General features: G+C 64.1%; 15 protein-coding genes and 1 tRNA gene. 4 read left to right on the forward strand and 12 right to left on the reverse strand.

The genetic code is table 11. The features are described from left to right. Positions 1 to 31: 31 nt before the first annotated feature. The 5 genes from HGB10_07530 to HGB10_07550 all read right to left on the reverse strand — a co-directional run bounded on the left by HGB10_07530 (position 32) and on the right by HGB10_07550 (position 4,571). On the reverse strand, positions 32 to 1,057 hold the full coding sequence (locus HGB10_07530; protein ID NTU71651.1) for a rod shape-determining protein: 1,026 nt from the start codon (positions 1,055 to 1,057) through the stop codon (positions 32 to 34). 230 nt (positions 1,058 to 1,287) lie between these two features. Continuing rightward, on the reverse strand, positions 1,288 to 1,944 hold the full coding sequence (gene radC / locus HGB10_07535; protein NTU71652.1) for a DNA repair protein RadC: 657 nt from the start codon (positions 1,942 to 1,944) through the stop codon (positions 1,288 to 1,290). Positions 1,945 to 2,102: 158 nt separating this feature from the next. Further along, complete coding sequence (ndk, locus tag HGB10_07540) at positions 2,103 to 2,486, reverse strand: nucleoside-diphosphate kinase (protein ID NTU71653.1); 384 nt, start codon at positions 2,484 to 2,486, stop codon at positions 2,103 to 2,105. 72 nt (positions 2,487 to 2,558) lie between these two features. Beyond that, positions 2,559 to 3,881, reverse strand: coding sequence for a tetratricopeptide repeat protein (locus HGB10_07545; GenBank protein NTU71654.1), 1,323 nt, complete (start codon positions 3,879 to 3,881; stop codon positions 2,559 to 2,561). Between the two features lie 9 nt (positions 3,882 to 3,890). Further along, the gene (locus HGB10_07550; protein ID NTU71655.1) at positions 3,891 to 4,571 is read right to left on the reverse strand and encodes a peptidylprolyl isomerase; all 681 of its coding nucleotides are present in this window, start codon (positions 4,569 to 4,571) and stop codon (positions 3,891 to 3,893) included. A 275-nt stretch (positions 4,572 to 4,846) separates the two neighbouring features. Between HGB10_07550 and HGB10_07555 the strand changes: the two genes are divergently transcribed. Beyond that, the gene (locus HGB10_07555) at positions 4,847 to 6,913 is read left to right on the forward strand and encodes an elongation factor G (protein NTU71656.1); all 2,067 of its coding nucleotides are present in this window, start codon (positions 4,847 to 4,849) and stop codon (positions 6,911 to 6,913) included. A gap of 74 nt (positions 6,914 to 6,987) precedes the next feature. Here HGB10_07555 and HGB10_07560 read toward each other — a convergent pair. Beyond that, positions 6,988 to 7,063 (reverse strand) — tRNA-Arg (locus HGB10_07560). Between the two features lie 74 nt (positions 7,064 to 7,137). Between HGB10_07560 and HGB10_07565 the strand changes: the two genes are divergently transcribed. Further along, complete coding sequence (locus HGB10_07565; GenBank protein ID NTU71657.1) at positions 7,138 to 8,043, forward strand: diacylglycerol kinase family lipid kinase; 906 nt, start codon at positions 7,138 to 7,140, stop codon at positions 8,041 to 8,043. 1 nt (position 8,044) lies between these two features. Then, positions 8,045 to 8,776 carry a glycerol-3-phosphate acyltransferase gene (locus HGB10_07570; GenBank protein ID NTU71658.1) on the forward strand — a complete coding sequence of 244 codons (732 nt, stop codon included), beginning with the start codon at positions 8,045 to 8,047 and terminating at the stop codon, positions 8,774 to 8,776. Positions 8,777 to 8,870: 94 nt separating this feature from the next. On the opposite strand, the gene HGB10_07575 is transcribed toward HGB10_07570, so the two are convergent. The 6 genes from HGB10_07575 to HGB10_07600 all read right to left on the reverse strand — a co-directional run bounded on the left by HGB10_07575 (position 8,871) and on the right by HGB10_07600 (position 14,448). After that, on the reverse strand, positions 8,871 to 9,041 hold the full coding sequence (locus HGB10_07575) for a ferredoxin family protein (protein ID NTU71659.1): 171 nt from the start codon (positions 9,039 to 9,041) through the stop codon (positions 8,871 to 8,873). 137 nt (positions 9,042 to 9,178) lie between these two features. Further along, the gene (locus HGB10_07580; GenBank protein NTU71660.1) at positions 9,179 to 10,756 is read right to left on the reverse strand and encodes a hypothetical protein; all 1,578 of its coding nucleotides are present in this window, start codon (positions 10,754 to 10,756) and stop codon (positions 9,179 to 9,181) included. Between the two features lie 8 nt (positions 10,757 to 10,764). Then, complete coding sequence (bshB1, locus tag HGB10_07585; GenBank protein NTU71661.1) at positions 10,765 to 11,460, reverse strand: bacillithiol biosynthesis deacetylase BshB1; 696 nt, start codon at positions 11,458 to 11,460, stop codon at positions 10,765 to 10,767. Beyond that, a complete protein-coding gene (locus HGB10_07590; protein NTU71662.1) occupies positions 11,457 to 12,137 on the reverse strand; it encodes a glycosyltransferase family 2 protein in 681 nt (226 codons plus the stop codon). The genes bshB1 and HGB10_07590 overlap by 4 nt, the downstream gene beginning before the upstream one ends. A gap of 78 nt (positions 12,138 to 12,215) precedes the next feature. Next, entirely contained in the window at positions 12,216 to 12,659 is a 444-nt protein-coding gene (locus tag HGB10_07595; protein ID NTU71663.1) for an OsmC family protein, read from the reverse strand. Positions 12,660 to 12,732: 73 nt separating this feature from the next. Continuing rightward, entirely contained in the window at positions 12,733 to 14,448 is a 1,716-nt protein-coding gene (locus HGB10_07600) for a PilT/PilU family type 4a pilus ATPase (protein NTU71664.1), read from the reverse strand. Between the two features lie 143 nt (positions 14,449 to 14,591). Here HGB10_07600 and rlmD point away from each other — a divergent pair. Next, positions 14,592 to 15,878, forward strand: a 1,287-nt coding sequence (gene rlmD / locus HGB10_07605; GenBank protein NTU71665.1) for a 23S rRNA (uracil(1939)-C(5))-methyltransferase RlmD, incomplete at its 3' end; no start/stop codon positions are given.

The raw sequence follows: 15,878 nt of genomic DNA on the forward strand, positions 1-15,878 counted from the left end.
TCGGTAGTCTCATCGCGCGGCAGGGCCGGCCTTATCGGCCGCCCTGAAGCACCTTCTTGAGCGCGTCGATCTCCTCGAGAGCTTGCGCCGAGCCATCGCAGACATTGGTGAGCGCGCTGTCTGAGACGTGCACAGGCATCCCGGTCTCGTGACGCAGGCGGTCATCGAGGCCCTTGAGAAGCGCGCCTCCGCCGGTGAGCACGATGCCGTACTCCATCAGGTCGCTGGCAAGCTCCGGCGGCGTCTGCTCGAGGGTGCCCTTCACGGCAGCGACAATCGCAGCTGTGGGCTCCTCGACGGCCTCGCGGATCTCCTCGGACTCCATGGTGATGGTGCGCGGAAGCCCTGTGAGCAGGTCACGCCCGCGAACCTCGACGTCGACCTCCTCGAGCAAGGGCCACGCGCTACCGATCTCGAACTTGATCTCCTCGGCGGTACGCTCTCCGATGAGCACGTTGTAGACGCGCTTGACGTGCTGGATGATCGCCTCGTCGAACTCGTCACCGGCGATGCGGATCGACTGCGCGACGACGATGCCGCCAAGCGAGATGACGGCGACTTCGGTCGTGCCTCCGCCGATGTCGACGACCATCGAGCCGGTGGGCTCCTGAATGGGCAAGCCGGCACCGATCGCTGCAGCCATCGGCTCCTCGATGAGATACGCATGCCGAGCGCCTGCAGACATCGTCGCCTCGAAGACGGCGCGCTTCTCGACCTCGGTGACGCCTGAGGGCACGCACACCACGACGCGCGGCTTCGGCTGCCACGGGAATCGCTTTACGCGCGTCTTGTTGATGAAGTAGCGAAGCATCGCCTCAGTGACCTCGAAGTCGGCGATGACGCCGTCCTTGAGGGGGCGGATGGCGACGATACTGCCAGGGGTACGGCCAAGCATCCGCTTAGCCTCGATGCCGACCGCCAGAACACGCTTCGTGTCCTTCTCGACCGCGACAACGGACGGCTCTATCAGCACGATGCCACGCCCACGCACCGAGACCAACGTGTTCGCAGTACCAAGGTCGACGGCCATGTCGCCGCCCCATGAATTGAAGAACATATCTACAAGCGACACGGTCGCTCCTTTTCGTTTGCCCAGCCGGCGTCGAGTCCGACGCACGGGCCGCACGCCAAAACCGACCCTGGACCTTGACGGGTCGGGTCGGTCGACCAAAACGCCTCGTCAGTGTAGCACAACCGGCCCCCAGGAAACGTCGCATCAGAGGTGAATCCGCTGCTTGTAGGCGCAGCCGCAGGCCTGACGAGAGCGGCCAGGGCGAACGGACTCCGCTACATGTGTCCCAATTCGCGCAGGCTTGCGAAAGCGCCGCCGTCGCCGATGACCACATGGTCCAGTAGCTCAATGCCCAGTACGTCGCCCGCCTTGGACAGACGACGCGTCAATTGGATGTCGGCACCCGAGGGCGTGGCGTCTCCACTGGGATGGTTGTGCACGACCACTACCGATGCGGCTGAGAGCTTGACCGCTTCCTTGAACAGCTCACGTGGATGGACGATGGATGCGTTGAGCGAACCGACCGAGACCTCGCTCATGCGAAGCAGCCGGTTCTTGGTGTTCAAGCTCAGGCACCAGAAGTGCTCCCGATCCAGACCTCGCATCTGACCGGCGCACAGGTCGACAACGTCCTCAGGAGTGTTGACCGCTGGCCGTGTCGCGCTGCGCCAGCTTGCGGCGCGTCGGCTCATCTCCAGGCACGCCAGAACCCGAGCGGCACCGGCCGGTCCCACCCCCTCCAACGCGACGAGGTCTTCAGCACACACACGCCACAAGCCGTCCGGGATGGGGTGGCTTGCGAGTAGCCGCTGTGCTCCCGAATCGCCCCTCTCCCCGATAAGGACAGCGATCAGCCCCTCGTCGGACAGGCGCTCCGGATGTCCGGCGAGCAGAAGGTCGCGCGGGATCAGGTGGTCGGTGTGGGCAAGCATTGTGTCTCCGATTCATGTGGCGTGTGGCTCACTGATTAGTGCCAGCCCAAGCATGCGCCGCTTCCCTACCCAACTCTGTACCGGACCTTACCGCCACATAGGAGCAGGGCCCGGCGCTTCCGCGACCGGACCCTGCGTTGATGCGCTCTGTGCAGCAGTTATGCGCCGAAGAAGATGCCGATCTCCCGCTCGGCGGACTCAGGCGAGTCCGAGCCGTGGATGACATTGGCGTCCATGATGAGTCCAAAGTCGCCACGAATGGTTCCGGGGGCGGCCTCAGCCGGATTGGTGGCACCCATGAGCTTGCGGCACACGGCAACCGCGTTGGGACCCGAGATGACCATCTTGACCACCGGGCCGGAGGTTATGTAGGCAACCAGTCCGTCGTAGAACGGCTTACCCTGGTGCTCGATGTAGTTGGCCGCTGCTTGCTCGGCAGTCACGACGCCCATTTCCATGCGCTCGATCTTCAGGCCGGCGTCCTCGAACCTGCTGATGACCTTCCCAGCGAGGCCGCGTGCAACGGCGTCGGGCTTGATCATGGTGTACGTCCTCTGTTCCACGTGCGAGTCCTTCCTACGGTGTTTCACGGTGTCTTGACGAGCCTGTGCGACCTAATTGCCGCTGGTGGAGCCGAAGTCATTCTCGATGCCGGTGATCTTCCAGCCGAGGCCCTCTCGGGCAAGCGAGACGCGGTAGTGCAGCGGAGCTCCCGTCTTGGGCGTCACTGTGACGCGGACGATGGAAGACTGCGCGGTTGATTGCTTCGAGTCGATGGTGAACGACTGAACCGGAGGAACCTTCGCCATTTCACGCGCGACGTCAGATGACTCCGCTGCGATCCAATAGGCGCCGGTGGGTGCCCCTGTTCCGTACGCCGTCAGCATCTTTGAGACCATCGCCTGCTGAGTGGGCCATCCGAAGCCCATGGTGTACGCGCCCCCAAGCGCCCCGCCGATAAGGATGGCGACCACTCCGAGGATGACGAACCCCTTGATTCCACCACCGGAGCGACGGCCTGCACCGCGGGCTTCTCGGCGGGCCTCACGATCCTGCTCGAGCATCTGATCCTCGGTCATGTTGAAGAAGTCAGAAACCGCAGCGTCGTCCCCGAACTCCACAGCATCGACAGCGGGCTTAGTTGCAGGTGGCGCGGACTCCGCCGCGGGCGCATCGAACGCAGCAGCCAGATCGGTCATTCCGATCTCGCCGGTCTCCCACCCTTCAACGGTCTCGGTATCCGGTTCAGCCATCTGCTTGGCACTCGCATAGGCTGCTGCCGCGCCTGCCGAAAGCTTGAAGCCGTGCAGCTGCGTGGCCTTCTCGAACGCCTTGACGGCCTCTTCATACTCGCCCAAAACGACGAAGGCCTGTCCCATGTTCGAAAGCGCCTTACCTCGGCCTTTGTAGTCCTCAAAGCCCAAGGCCGCCTTGTACGCTTCCACAGCGTCGCCGGGCCGCCCAAGCGCCATGAAGCACAGACCCAGATTCACGAGCGCTCTGCCCGGATCGGGGTTGCTCGCATCAAGAGCGGCCTTGCGGTAGTTCACGGCGGCGTCTTCGACACGTCCACGCTCGAGCAATGCGCCGGCGAGACCCTGAAGCGCTTTGTAGCGCGCTGCGTAGTCCGGCTCTGCGAGCGCAGACTCGTACGCGTTCGCTGCCTGGGCATACTCGCCAATGGCCACGTACGCCGCGCCAAGGTTCGCTTGAACAGCTCCCCTACGCTCGTAGAGCGGGTCGCGCAGGGCATGCCCATACACCGTCACGGCATCCTGATACCGCCTCAGCCTGCACAGCGCATTGCCCGCCATGTGATACGCGGCGCCATTGCCCTCGGCGCCCCGACCGGCGGACGCGAGGAACACCTTCGCTGCCGTGCGGTAGTCACCTGCGTCGTAGGCTGCCTGTGCTTCCTGAAAGCGATTCTGATCCACTGTGTTCGGCTACTTCGTCGCGTTTTCGATGGTGATGGACTCGATGGTATCGCCCACCTCGAGTTCGTGAATCACGTCGAGCCCGGAGATGGTATCCCCGAAGACGGTGTACTGACCGTCAAGGAACGACTGCGGACCCAAGGTGAAGTAGAACTGAGAGCCCGCCGAGTTGGGGTCTTGAGTGCGAGCCATGGCGATGGTGCCGTCAAGGTGCTTGTGTGCGACGTTCGCGGGATCAAACTCACCCTTGATGGTGTAGCCCGGTCCCGCGGTACCCAGCATCGGTTGACCCTCGGCGTACTGACCCGCGTTCTGCTTCTCGACCAGCTCGGCCACCTCTTTGGATGACAGCTTCGCAGTCTGGGGATCGCCACCCTGGATGACGAAACCGGGCTCGAGGCGATGGAACTTCACCTTGTCGTAGAAGCCCTTCTGGGCCAGCTCGATGAAGTTGCCGGCGTTGACCGGGGCCTCCTTGCCGTACAGCTTGACCTTGATGACGCCTCGGTTCGTGGTGATGACGGCGATCTCCTCGCCGTTGGGCTGGTATGTAGGCGTGTACAAAGAACCCTCCTGGGGCTGGGGAACGGAAGTGGTGGTGGCTTCTGGGGGAGTCGTCGCTGCCGGCGAAGTGGCGGTGGATCCGGCCGACGAACAACCCGCAAGCGATAACGCAAGCGTAGTGGCCATCGCGCCGACTGCGAGCGAACCTACGAACTGCCGAATGACTCTCGACGACACGGGACCCCCTGAGACTCTGATCGAGGCGCAACTCGGCATGAATCCGGATGCGCCCGACCGCGTACGGACTGCTCGGCATTCTAGCAGTACGGGGGCGACATGATAAGGACTGCTCCAGCGTGCCACGAAAGGTTAGACTAGGGCGCGAGATTCCCCGCTCGGCGGGATCGCCGAGCGCTCCGCGCTGCGACAACGGTGTCGCGGCGCCCGGACGTTTGGAGGCGATGTACGTGGGAGCACCAGGCACTGAGAAGGTCCGCAACGTCGTACTTGTCGGACATGGCGGTGCGGGAAAGACCTCGCTAGCCGAGGCGATGCTCTTCTTGTCCGGCGCAACGAAGCGACTTGGGACCGTCGACGACGGTCACTCGGGACTCGACCACGACCCCGAGGAGATCAAGCGTCAGTTCTCGATCAACCTCGCTCTCGCTCCCGTCGTCCACGATGGCGTCAAGATAAACGTCATCGACACCCCGGGTTATGCCGACTTCGTCGGTGACGCCATCGCTGGCATGGAAGCCGCCGAAATGGCGCTGTTCGTGGTCGACGCGGTCTCGGGTCCGCAGGTCCAGACCGAGCGGCTCTGGAAGATCGCCGGGGACATGGGCATCGCCCGAGCCGTCTTCATCAACCGCATGGACAAGGAGCACGCGGACTTCGAGGCGGTCATGGCGGCGCTTGACGCCAAGTTCGGCCACCGCGTAGGAGCCGTCCAGATACCGATGGGCGCAGAGGCGGACTTCCGAGGCGTGATCGACATCATTCGGATGAAGGCCTACCACCACGAGGGTGACAAGGAAGAGGTCCTCGAGATCCCTGCTGAGTTCACCGAAGCGGCCGAAGCTGCTCGTGAGAAGCTCACCGATCTGGTTGCTGAGGCCGACGAGACGCTCATGGAGAAGTACCTCGAGGGTGAGCGCCTTTCCCAGGAGGAGCTCGAGGAGCTTCTCGACCAGGCGATCGCCCAGGGCATCTTCATCCCTGTGTTCGTGGGATCCGCCACCAAGCTTCAGGGCATTGAGGATCTCATGGACGAGATCGTGTCGTTCTTCCCGCAGCCCACGGCACACGGGCCGGTTCCTACCGCCGATGGTGACGAGGTTCACGTCACGACGGAGGGCGCCGTATCCGGACTGGTCTTCAAGACCATCTTCGACCCCTACGTCGGTCGTTTGAACTTCGTGAAGGTCCTCTCGGGTGAGCTCAAGCCCGGCAGCGAGCTCATCAACGCCCGTACAGGCAAGAAGGAACGGGTCGCTCATGTCTTGAAGATGATTGGCAAGGAGACCAGCGACATCGACGTTGCGCCCGCCGGAGACGTGGTCGTGCTTCCGAAGCTTGGCGACGTCATCACCGGTGACACGCTCTCCGAGAAGGGCGACGTCCGTATCGCCGACCTCCCACTGCCGGAGCCGCTCTACCCCGTCGCGGTCGTCGCGAAGACCAAAGCGGATGAGGACAAGCTGGGGACGGCGCTCAACAAGATCATTGAGGAAGAGCCGACGCTTCGCCTCAGGCGCGACGACGAGACTCACCAGACCGTACTCAGCGCATTGGGCGACACCGCGGTCGATGTCGCACTCTCCAAGCTCAAGGACCGCTACAACGCTGAAGCCGAGCTCGTGGAGCTTCGCATCCCCTACCGCGAGACGATTCGCAAGGCCGCCAAGGCGCAGGGCCGACACAAGAAGCAGACGGGTGGCTCTGGACAGTTCGCTGACTGCTGGTTGCGCGTGGAGCCCAACCACGGCAACGGCTATGAGTTCAAGGATGAGATCGTCGGCGGCAAGATCTCCAAGCCCTACATCGTGGCCATCGACAAGGGCGTGCAGCACAGCATGACCGAGGGCGTACTCGCGGGATATCCGATGGTCGACGTGAAGGTCGCCGTCTACGACGGGTCCATGCACGCTGTCGACTCCAACGAGATGGCATTTCGCATGGCCGCCCGAATCGGCTTCCGCGCGGCCGCCGAGCAGGCCGACATGGTCCTGCTGGAGCCCGTCGCAACGCTCGTCATCGATGCCCCGGAGAGCTACTCCGGCGCGGTGATGGGCGACATGAGCTCGCGTCGCGGACGCATCCTCGGAATGGAGATGGTCGATGGCATGCAGCGCATTCGGGCGACCGTCCCGTACGCCGAGGTCGTGCACTACTCGCCCATTCTGCGATCGGTAACCCACGGGACCGGCACGTACTCCGTCGAGATCGGCGAGTACGCCGAGGTTCCGTTCGACATGGCGAAGAAAGTCATCGAGCAGTACCAGAAGCACAAGGCGGAGGGGCACTAAACGCCGTCGCTCACTCGTACGGAAATGACGCAGGGCCGGCCCCGAAAGGGACCGGCCCTGCTGCATGAATGCGGTGGCGCCCTCGACAGGATTCGAACCTGTGACCTTCTGCTCCGGAGGCAGACGCTCTATCCTCTGGGCTACGAGGGCGTGACCCGGCCCTTCGGCCGAGCACGCAGATTACCACACCCGCGCGAAGCGACGCGATATCGCACGGAGGACGAATGGACTCCCAACGTACGTTGGTCATCGCCAACCCAACCGCCCGTCACGGCGAGACCGAGAGACTCATCCCGGTCATCGAGCTGCTGCTCGCCAACCTGCCCCACGACCTCGTCGTCACCGAGCGAGCCGGGCATGCGACCGAGTTAGCCGCCGGTGCCCGTGACTACGAGCTCGTAGTCGCTGTCGGCGGCGACGGCACCGTCCATGAAGTGCTCAACGGACTCATGCGGTTTCCCGAGGAGTCGCGCCCTGCCCTCGGGCTGCTGCCGACCGGATCGGGCAACGACACCCGACGCACCCTCGGCGTGTCCACCGACCTGTCGCAGGCCGCATTGGAGCTCGCCACCGGTGAGCGTCGTCGATTCGACGTCGGTGTGTGCAACGGCATCTACTTCAACAACAGCTTCGCCGCGGGTCTTGACGCGAAAGTCACCGCCAAGGCGGTCGAGTACAAAGTGACGAAGGGTCGGGACGGGCTGTGGTTGTACCTGACAGCGCTCCTCAACGTTCTCTTCACCGACCTCACGAGCTTCTCCCTCGACCTCCGTGTGGACGGCTCTTCTGAAACACAGAAGGTCGACACCCTCATCGTCGCTGTCACCATCGGACCGACCTACGGTGGCGGCTTCTTCATCACCCCCGATGCCCTGCCTGACGATGGGCTCTTCGACGTCTGCATGATCGACCCGCTATCGCTCCCCGAGGCGCTCGTTCGGCTCCCCGCGGTTGTCATGGGTAAGCACACAGGGATGAAGCCGGTGCACATGTCGCGACACACCCGGCTCGTGATCGACTGCGCGCAACGACTTCCCGCACAGATTGACGGTGAAGTGCTGCTCGAGGACCACTACGAGATCGAGATTCTGCCCAACGCCATCGAATGCGTCGTCCCGAGAAGGAGCTAGGATGACCGCTCAGCCAGCCGTGTGGGGCTACGTCGCACTCGCGTTTGCGGTGTCGTACGTGATCGGCTCGATTCCGTTCGCGTACATCATCGTGAAGGCGGTGACCGGTGAGGACGTGACGGCACACGGCACCGGCAACGTCGGATCGATGAACGTCCGGCGTACCACGGGGTCGTGGGCATGGTTCGCGGTCGCCATGTTCGGCGATGCGTTCAAGGGCATGATCCCGACGTTCGCGTCGAAGTATCTGGTGTCCGGGGCCGCTGATCAGCTGACGACTGCACTGCGGCCCTGGGGAATGACGCTGGAGACCATCAGCTCGATATGGTGGCAGAACCCGCTCTTCCTCGTACCGATGGCTGCGGTGGCCGGCTGTGTCGTCGGCCACAACTACTCGTGCTGGATGGCGCTGATCAAGAAGCACTTCTCGCGCACGGGCAAGGGTCTGGCTACGGGTGGCGGGGCACTGCTCGCCTACGACTGGCGGTACTTCGTGGCGGTGCTCATCATCGGGCTGGCCACCATCGCACTCACGCGATACATGATGGCGGGTCAAGTCGCCGCCGCAGCGACGCTCCCGCTGACCGCACTCGTGCTTGGCTCCCCCGATTGGCCGTTCGCCCTCGGGATGGGCGCCGTGGTCTACGCCGCGCACCACAAGCGTTTCGTGGGGATGCTGCAGGGCCGAGAACCCAAGCTCTACATCAACGATCGGATGGGTCCGAGAGGCTGACCGGCTCGGTGTCGCTGATCGTTTCGAGCCTCGCAGAACGCAACGAAGACCGGGCGCAGCCCGGTCTTCGCGGTCTTACCAAGCTCAGATCATGCTAGTTCTGGGTGATCGATCCGTTGGGGCACGCATCGACGCAGATGCCGCACTCGCTGCAGTCATCAGCGCGCGCGAGAACGGCGGTGGCCTCAAGATCGAAGCAGCTGTTGGGGCACTCATCCACGCAGATGCCACACGCGGTACACAGATTCGAGTCAACGACGGGCAGAGACATACGCATTCCCTTCATCGTGGGGCCGACACTTCGTCCGAATCGCGCCATTCTAGCGCGGGGTCACGGCAGCGGCAACGATTCCGGCCACTCCCCCAACCCACCATGCAGGTTCGACGTGTGGACGCGGCCTCCTACCTGACCTTGTCGGCGACCTCTTGTGGAGACCAGAAGCAGAACGGATACGTCCGATCGGTGAGTACCTCAGATGCACGCTGCTGCTCGAGCAACGAGTCGAGTTCAGCTGTGAGTTCGACCTTCAGCGCTGCCAGCAACGCAGCCAGCTCGGTGTTCACGTCGCGGATACGCATCCCGAGCGCCTTCTTGTCCGCATCCGGAGACGCGATCGCCCGTACGAGCGATGCCTTCTCGGCAGCGAGCGCTACGGCTCGGTCGTGCTCCTCGGGCGAATCGAATTCCACTTCGCCGAGCAGGGCGTCCGGGTTGTGCTCGAGCCGGTTCAGCCGATCCTTGGCGAGAGCAACCTCCTCATCGGTGACCAGATGCGCACCGAGCGGAAGGTACATGGTCGCCGATGCGACGACGAACGCAGGCGGTTCCACGCCGTAGTAGCGGCGGCACACGCCATCGGTCACCTGGTCGTATCTGCCACCACCGACCCCGTGAATCATGAAATCGGTGACAAACATCCGCAGGAAGAGCGTGAGCGAAAGCGCCTTCGGAGCGAGGACCTCGCCGCTGGCGAGCAGCGCTGAGACGGCGTCGGGGCCGGTGGCCGGGAGTTCGACAACGACGCAGCCATCGCTCGAGAGGATCGTCACGCCGTCATCGGACACCCGTACGCGGACACCGGAGCGACGACCATCGACGATGCGCCACAACGGAAGCTCGACGACGTTGTCGGCGATCTTGAGGTCCGGGAAGGGCTGGGCGGCGGATCGCACCTTGTTCACGAGTCGGTACTCCGCGAGTTCTGCGTTGTAGGCCTCGGCGAACCGATGTGCGGACAGCGCGAGATCGACGACGTAGTGGCTCCAACCCTTCGATTTCACCAGCTCGGTGATCGGAAGCTCGAGGTACCCCGTACCGGCGCTGGCCTCGAATCGCCGACGAGCGATGGTGACCAGCTCCGCAAGATTGGCGGCGTCGCCCGCAGCCGACTTCAAGTTCGCGCAGAAGGCACGAAAGTGCGTGCCGATCGCCGGAGCACTGAGCGTATCGAGCATGTCCTGAGCGGAGCGACAGAAGTCATCCAGATCGTGCTCGGACGGGACGGCGGCTCCCGCATAGCATCCGTCCTCCGTACCGACAGCGAGGTACTGAACGCAGCGCGACATGCCCGGGCTCACGCACGGCGAGGTCACGGTCACCGAGTCGAAGCCGTCGGTGTCGACGACGACGTCAAGCGCCGTCGCGCCGGTTTCATCAGCAAGTCGCTGCAGGAGGAAATCCTTGACCCATACCCCCGGGTGGTAGAACTCCGGCTGGTGCCCTGTGGCCACTATGGGCCCGTCTGGGGCGCCTGGAGCCGCCACGCTCACCCCGAGCCGCCCGGAGAACGCCGCAGCGGCCTCAAGCGCCTCAGCGCGCGCCACCCGACGCACGTCATCGACAGCTACGCCGGCCACTTCGAACGACCAGTTCGCGGACGCAGCACGATTGGCTTCGAGAAGGACGGGCCAGCTTGAGAACTCCGGCCGGGTGAGAATCTCACCGTGTCCGGCGGGTAACGCCGGTCTGACGTGAACCACAGCTCCCCCTATACCAGGTGATCGAGCGACGACAGGGCGATGGGCTCGGTGGCGAAGAACGGCTCGCCGGCGTCGACTCGGCCGAGCGCGCCCCACATGGCCGCCGTCTGTCGCATGAGATCGACGATGCCGCGGTTGATGGGGTTGACCCGGAACTGGGACTCGTACGCCTCAATCGCGGCGATCTTGGTCTCCAGGTCCTCGCTCACATCGACGATGAAGGAAGGCTCCGTGACGATGCGCTGATGAACAGCCATATAGCGGTAGACCCGCTCAGGAAAGACCGGCTCACCCGCCATGTCGGTCTTCGTGAACTTCGAGTAGAAGCGCGCAGCGATCGCGATGGACGACGCCGCCACATGGTCGGGGTGTGCATCCTGCGCAAAGGGCACGAACAGGACCCGAGGCCTGAGCTCTCGGATGACTTCAGCGAGTTCGGTGCGGGCCTCGACTGTGTCGAAGAGATACCTGTTGCTCTGAGTGAGCGTGCGCCGAGTCGCCCCGAGTATCGAGGCGGCTCGGGCCGATTCGATCACGCGCGTTTCCGGTGTCCCGTGCGGCGTGGGTTCGCCGTTGGTGATGTCCACTATCGCGATGCGCTTTCCCGCTCGAGCAAGCTTCGCAATCGTGGCCCCCATGCCGATTTCGACATCGTCGGGGTGCGCCCCGATGCACAGCGCGTCGTAGATGTATCCATCGCTCATCGTGTGGCTCCCAACGCTCGTCGCCAGACGTCCAGGTAGTACGCGTAGCGTGACTCAGGGTCATCGAGCTCGGGACCGAATGACCGATCGTGATCGCAGTAGATCCGTTCAACCGGGATCTCACCCACCGACAGTCCCGCCTGCCATGCCTTCGCCCAGAGCTCGAGCGGCATGGCATACCCGCACTCCTCGAGCGTGATCGCGTCAAGGGCTGCCAGACGATACGCCTTGAAGCCACAGAACGCGTCGGTGAGGTTCCAGCCCGTCACACGGTTGATCTCGGTGGTCACGCGTTCGTTGATCGCGCGGCGATCCGGTGGTGCGGGGTCGCCGGCACCATTCTCGGCGAGGTAGCGACTGCCCGAAACGATGTCGCCCCCCGCTTCCAGCGCCGCCAGGAACTGGGGGATGTGCGCCGGCTCGTGCTGCCCATCGCAGTCCATCGTCACCAGGCTCGTGACCCCGATATCCCGGGCGACGCCGAAGCCGATCCGCAACGCGCAACCGTAGCCGCAGTTGCGATCGAGGTGAACGACTGTGACGTCGTTGCGTCGAGCGAGGACCCGGGGGGTCTCGTCGGTCGACCCGTCATCGACCACGATGACTTCGCCTTGGTAGAACTCGCGGACTGCGTCAAGTACGCCGCCAACGGTCGAAGCCTCGTTGTATACCGGCATGAGTACTGCGTGGAGCAAGGTGGTCCTTTCACGTGACGACCGAAGAATCGGAGAATCGGGCTGCCATTCTCTAGCGAATCAGGACTGCGGGGCCTGTGCCTCTTCGACACGATACGCCGTGACGACCTCGACCTGTGGGCCAAGCATTCCCTTTACCGAGCAGTACTTCTCCTCGGAGAGGGAGATCGCCCGCGCAACCGCTTCCGGGTTCACCCCGAATCCGGTGACCACGTACGTGAGCGCGATGGTCGTGTAGATCTTCGGGTACTCATCCTCGCGTTGCGTGGCCTCGACCTCGATCTCTAGACTGGTGAAGTGCTGGCGCTTCTTCTCGAGTACCGACACGACGTCCATAGCGGTGCAGGCGGCCAGGCCGTACAGGACGATCTCGACAGGCCGAGGGCCTGTACTCTCCCCTCCATACCCGGACGACGCATCCATGACGACACCGTGGCCGGCTGTGTCCCATCCAACAAACTGACGGTGGCCCGACCACCGCACGCGAACCTTATCGACCGCCATCCCTCACGCTCCATCAACGGGCAGCGGACCCCACAGGGTCCGCCACGGTCTGCTCGACGATCCGACAATCACCCTACAGTGTTCGTCCCACCATCGCCGCCAGTTCACGCGGGTTCTTCGACTTTCCTATTGCCTCGTCGAAGGCCACCTTCCCGCCATTCATCAGATTCTTGAGCGCCTGATCGAGTGTCTGCATCCCGAGCGCCGCGCTTCCTTGGATGATGGTCTCCATCTGGTGCGTCTTGCCCTCGCGAATCAGATTCGAGATCGCAGGCACGCCGAGCATGATCTCCATCGCCATGATGCGGCTGCGACCATCCGTGCTCCGGAGTAGCACCTGCGAGAGAACTCCTTCGAGTGTCGTGGACAGCTGCATACGTACCTGCTGCTGCTGATGCGGCGGAAACACGTCGATGATGCGGTCGATCGTCTCAGGACCGCCGGTGGTGTGAAGGGTAGCAAGCACCAAGTGCCCTGTCTCGGCTGCCGTGATCGCCGCCGAGATGGTCTCGAGATCTCGCATCTCGCCCACGAGGATGACGTCCGGGTCTTGGCGCAGCACCCGCCGAAGCGCCGATGAGAACGAGTGCGTGTCTTCGCCGATCTCGCGCTGATTCACGTACGCCTGCTTGTTGCGATGCATGAACTCGATAGGGTCCTCAAGGGTGATGATGTGTACCGGGCGCGTCGCGTTGATGTGGTCCACCATGGCTGCCAGAGTCGTCGACTTGCCGGAGCCCGTCGGGCCGGTGACCAGCACCAACCCGCGCGGCCGGTCTGCAAGGAACCTGCATACAGGCGGCAGGCCAAGCTCCTCGAGTGTCGGAATCTTGATCGGGATGACTCGGAAGACCGCGCCCATGGAGTTTCGCTGCTGGAAGATGTTCGCCCTGAATCGCGACACGCCGGGAATCGAGTATGCGAAGTCGAGTTCCAGTTCGGTCTCAAAACGCCGACGCTGCTCCTCGGAAAGGAGGCTGAGCAGCATATCCATGGTGTCCCGAGGCGACAACGGCTTCATGTTCTCAACCGGGATGATTTCGCCGCGCTGCCGAATGCCCGGAGGGCTGCCGACCGTCAGATGAAGGTCGGAACCACCCCTGTCCAGCATGAGCCTGAGCAGATCGTCGATGTGCGGCGTGCCGGACCCCGGCGCAGCGCCCTCGCCCGTGATGACGCCGGCTGACGGACGAGCGGGAGCGGGACCTGCGGGCACCGGACCGGTCTGGGATGCGTCGACGGGCATAACCGGCATGGGCGCACCGTAGTTCTCGGCGACGCCTACGGGCTCGGAAACCTGCTGCGCAGGTGTTGACGAGACGCCAGGAACCCGCAGCCCGGCAGCAGCAACCTCGGCGGGGACCTCCATGACCTGAGGCGCGGCCGCGGGCTGGCCCGCAGGCGCTGGCGCAGCTCCACCACGCGCGAGCGACACCACCTTGCGCGCCAGCTGGTCGTCGGCTCCTGCCGACGGCAAGAGAGCGGCCGCCCCACTCGCACGGGCTTTCAGCGCCGTGGCCTCGTCGACCGCAGCGCACACGAGCACGATCGGGACGTCCTTTGTCGCGGCGACGCCCTTGATGCCACGAGTCAGCTCGAAGCCGTCCCTATCGGCGAGGCCCGCGTCGATGATGATCACGTCCGGTAGCTCCTGCGCCAGCATTCCCTCGGCACGAATGGCCGAAAGCGCATTGGCGAGCTGCACCTCGCTTGAGACAAGAGCGAGCGCGCCCTTCAGGCGTGTCACGAACTCAGCGTCCTCGTGGACGACCAGCACCTTCTCCGCCACTGCGGAATCCCTCCTCGTTGGCACGAGCACCCGGAACCATCCGACAGCGCCACCGTCGAAACGGCGCCCCTCTGTGCAGTATCGGCTTGACGGGCCACGGACTCAACCGCTCTGTGCCACGCTCGGTTACCATGACCACCTGACTGAACGAGCAAGGAGCACGTGTGAACTCACTCACCATCGAGAGCCTGGCGTACGGCGGCGACGGCGTCGCCCACCTCGAGGACGGCCGTACGGCCTTCGTCGCGGGCACCGTACCCGGCGACGTCGTTGACTTCGAACTCCTCGAGGACCATCCGAGGTTCGTGAAAGGACGGGCCGCCGAGGTACTCACGGCCTCGCCCGATCGAATCACAGCACCATGCCCCTACTTCGGTGTGTGCGGGGGCTGTACGTGGCAGCACGTGTCGTATGCTGCACAGCTCACAGCCAAACGCCGGGCTGTGCTCGACGCGCTCACGCGAATCGGGCACATCGAAGGTGCCGAGGCGCTCGTCGCACAAACCGTCCCTTCAGCTGCGGAGTACGGCTACCGCAACAAGGTCGAACTCGTGGTCGACACGACGAGCGGCCGGCCCCGGCTGGGCTTCCACCGGGCCGCCTCGGATGAAGTCGTCCCTGTCGACGAGTGCTTGCTTCTACCCAAGGCGCTGCGGAAGGCGCCCAAAGCGCTCGGTGGCGCCCTGCGGTACGTCTCCGGCGAGCAAGACTTCGGTCTGACCCGAGTCGCAGTGCGAGTGGCGACTCACACCCGCGATGTCGAGGTTGCGCTATGGGGCGCACCCGGGCCGTTCCCCCGAAAAGCTGTTGCGACCACACTCGGGTCGGCGCTGAACACGACAAGTCTCGTCAGGGTGATGACCAAGGGGCCGGCCAAGGAACGACGCATCGCAGGCGTTGAGGTCCTATCCGGCAAAGGTATGTGGCGGGAACGCCTCGGCGGAGCGACGATGAGCATCTCGGCCCCGTCGTTCTTTCAGGTCAACACCAAGGGCGCGGAGACCTTGGTCTCACTCGTCGCTGCGGGACTTGAAGTGGATGGCTCGGACCGCGTACTCGACCTTTACGCCGGTGCGGGCACATTCACGCTGCCGCTAGCAGAGCTCGCCGGTGAAGTCGTCGCGGTAGAGGCGGCCGGAAGTGCAGTGCGCGACCTGCGCCGCAACCTCGAGAATGCCGAGGTGTGGGCTGATGTGATCGGCGGCGACGCCGCTCGGGAGCTGCCGTCGATCGGACACATCGACGCGGCGGTCGTGGACCCGCCTCGGTCGGGTCTTCATCCGTCCGCCGCCGCCGCGCTGGCGGCCACAGGCGCCCGTACGATCGCGTACGTCTCGTGCGACCCGTCGACTCTCGCGAGAGATGCAGTCGCCCTCATCGAGCGCGGCTACGCGCTTACGCTGGCAACACCGGTCGACCTGTTCCCGCAG

The organism is Coriobacteriia bacterium (genome assembly GCA_013334745.1).
Classification (GTDB): domain Bacteria; phylum Actinomycetota; class Coriobacteriia; order Anaerosomatales; family JAAXUF01; genus JAAXWY01.

What these genes read in the sequence shown, in the direction of transcription:
- HGB10_07570 (NTU71658.1), top strand. Translation starts at nt 8,045, where the DNA reads ATGACCGCTCAGCCAGCCGTGTGGGGCTACGTCGCACTCGCGTTTGCG.
- HGB10_07530 (NTU71651.1), bottom strand. Translation starts at nt 1,057, where the DNA reads ATGTTCTTCAATTCATGGGGCGGCGACATGGCCGTCGACCTTGGTACT.
- HGB10_07565 (NTU71657.1), top strand. Translation starts at nt 7,138, where the DNA reads ATGGACTCCCAACGTACGTTGGTCATCGCCAACCCAACCGCCCGTCAC.
- HGB10_07555 (NTU71656.1), top strand. Translation starts at nt 4,847, where the DNA reads ATGTACGTGGGAGCACCAGGCACTGAGAAGGTCCGCAACGTCGTACTT.
- HGB10_07595 (NTU71663.1), bottom strand. Translation starts at nt 12,659, where the DNA reads ATGGCGGTCGATAAGGTTCGCGTGCGGTGGTCGGGCCACCGTCAGTTT.
- bshB1 (NTU71661.1), bottom strand. Translation starts at nt 11,460, where the DNA reads ATGAGCGATGGATACATCTACGACGCGCTGTGCATCGGGGCGCACCCC.
- radC (NTU71652.1), bottom strand. Translation starts at nt 1,944, where the DNA reads ATGCTTGCCCACACCGACCACCTGATCCCGCGCGACCTTCTGCTCGCC.
- HGB10_07590 (NTU71662.1), bottom strand. Translation starts at nt 12,137, where the DNA reads ATGCCGGTATACAACGAGGCTTCGACCGTTGGCGGCGTACTTGACGCA.
- ndk (NTU71653.1), bottom strand. Translation starts at nt 2,486, where the DNA reads ATGATCAAGCCCGACGCCGTTGCACGCGGCCTCGCTGGGAAGGTCATC.
- HGB10_07550 (NTU71655.1), bottom strand. Translation starts at nt 4,571, where the DNA reads ATGGCCACTACGCTTGCGTTATCGCTTGCGGGTTGTTCGTCGGCCGGA.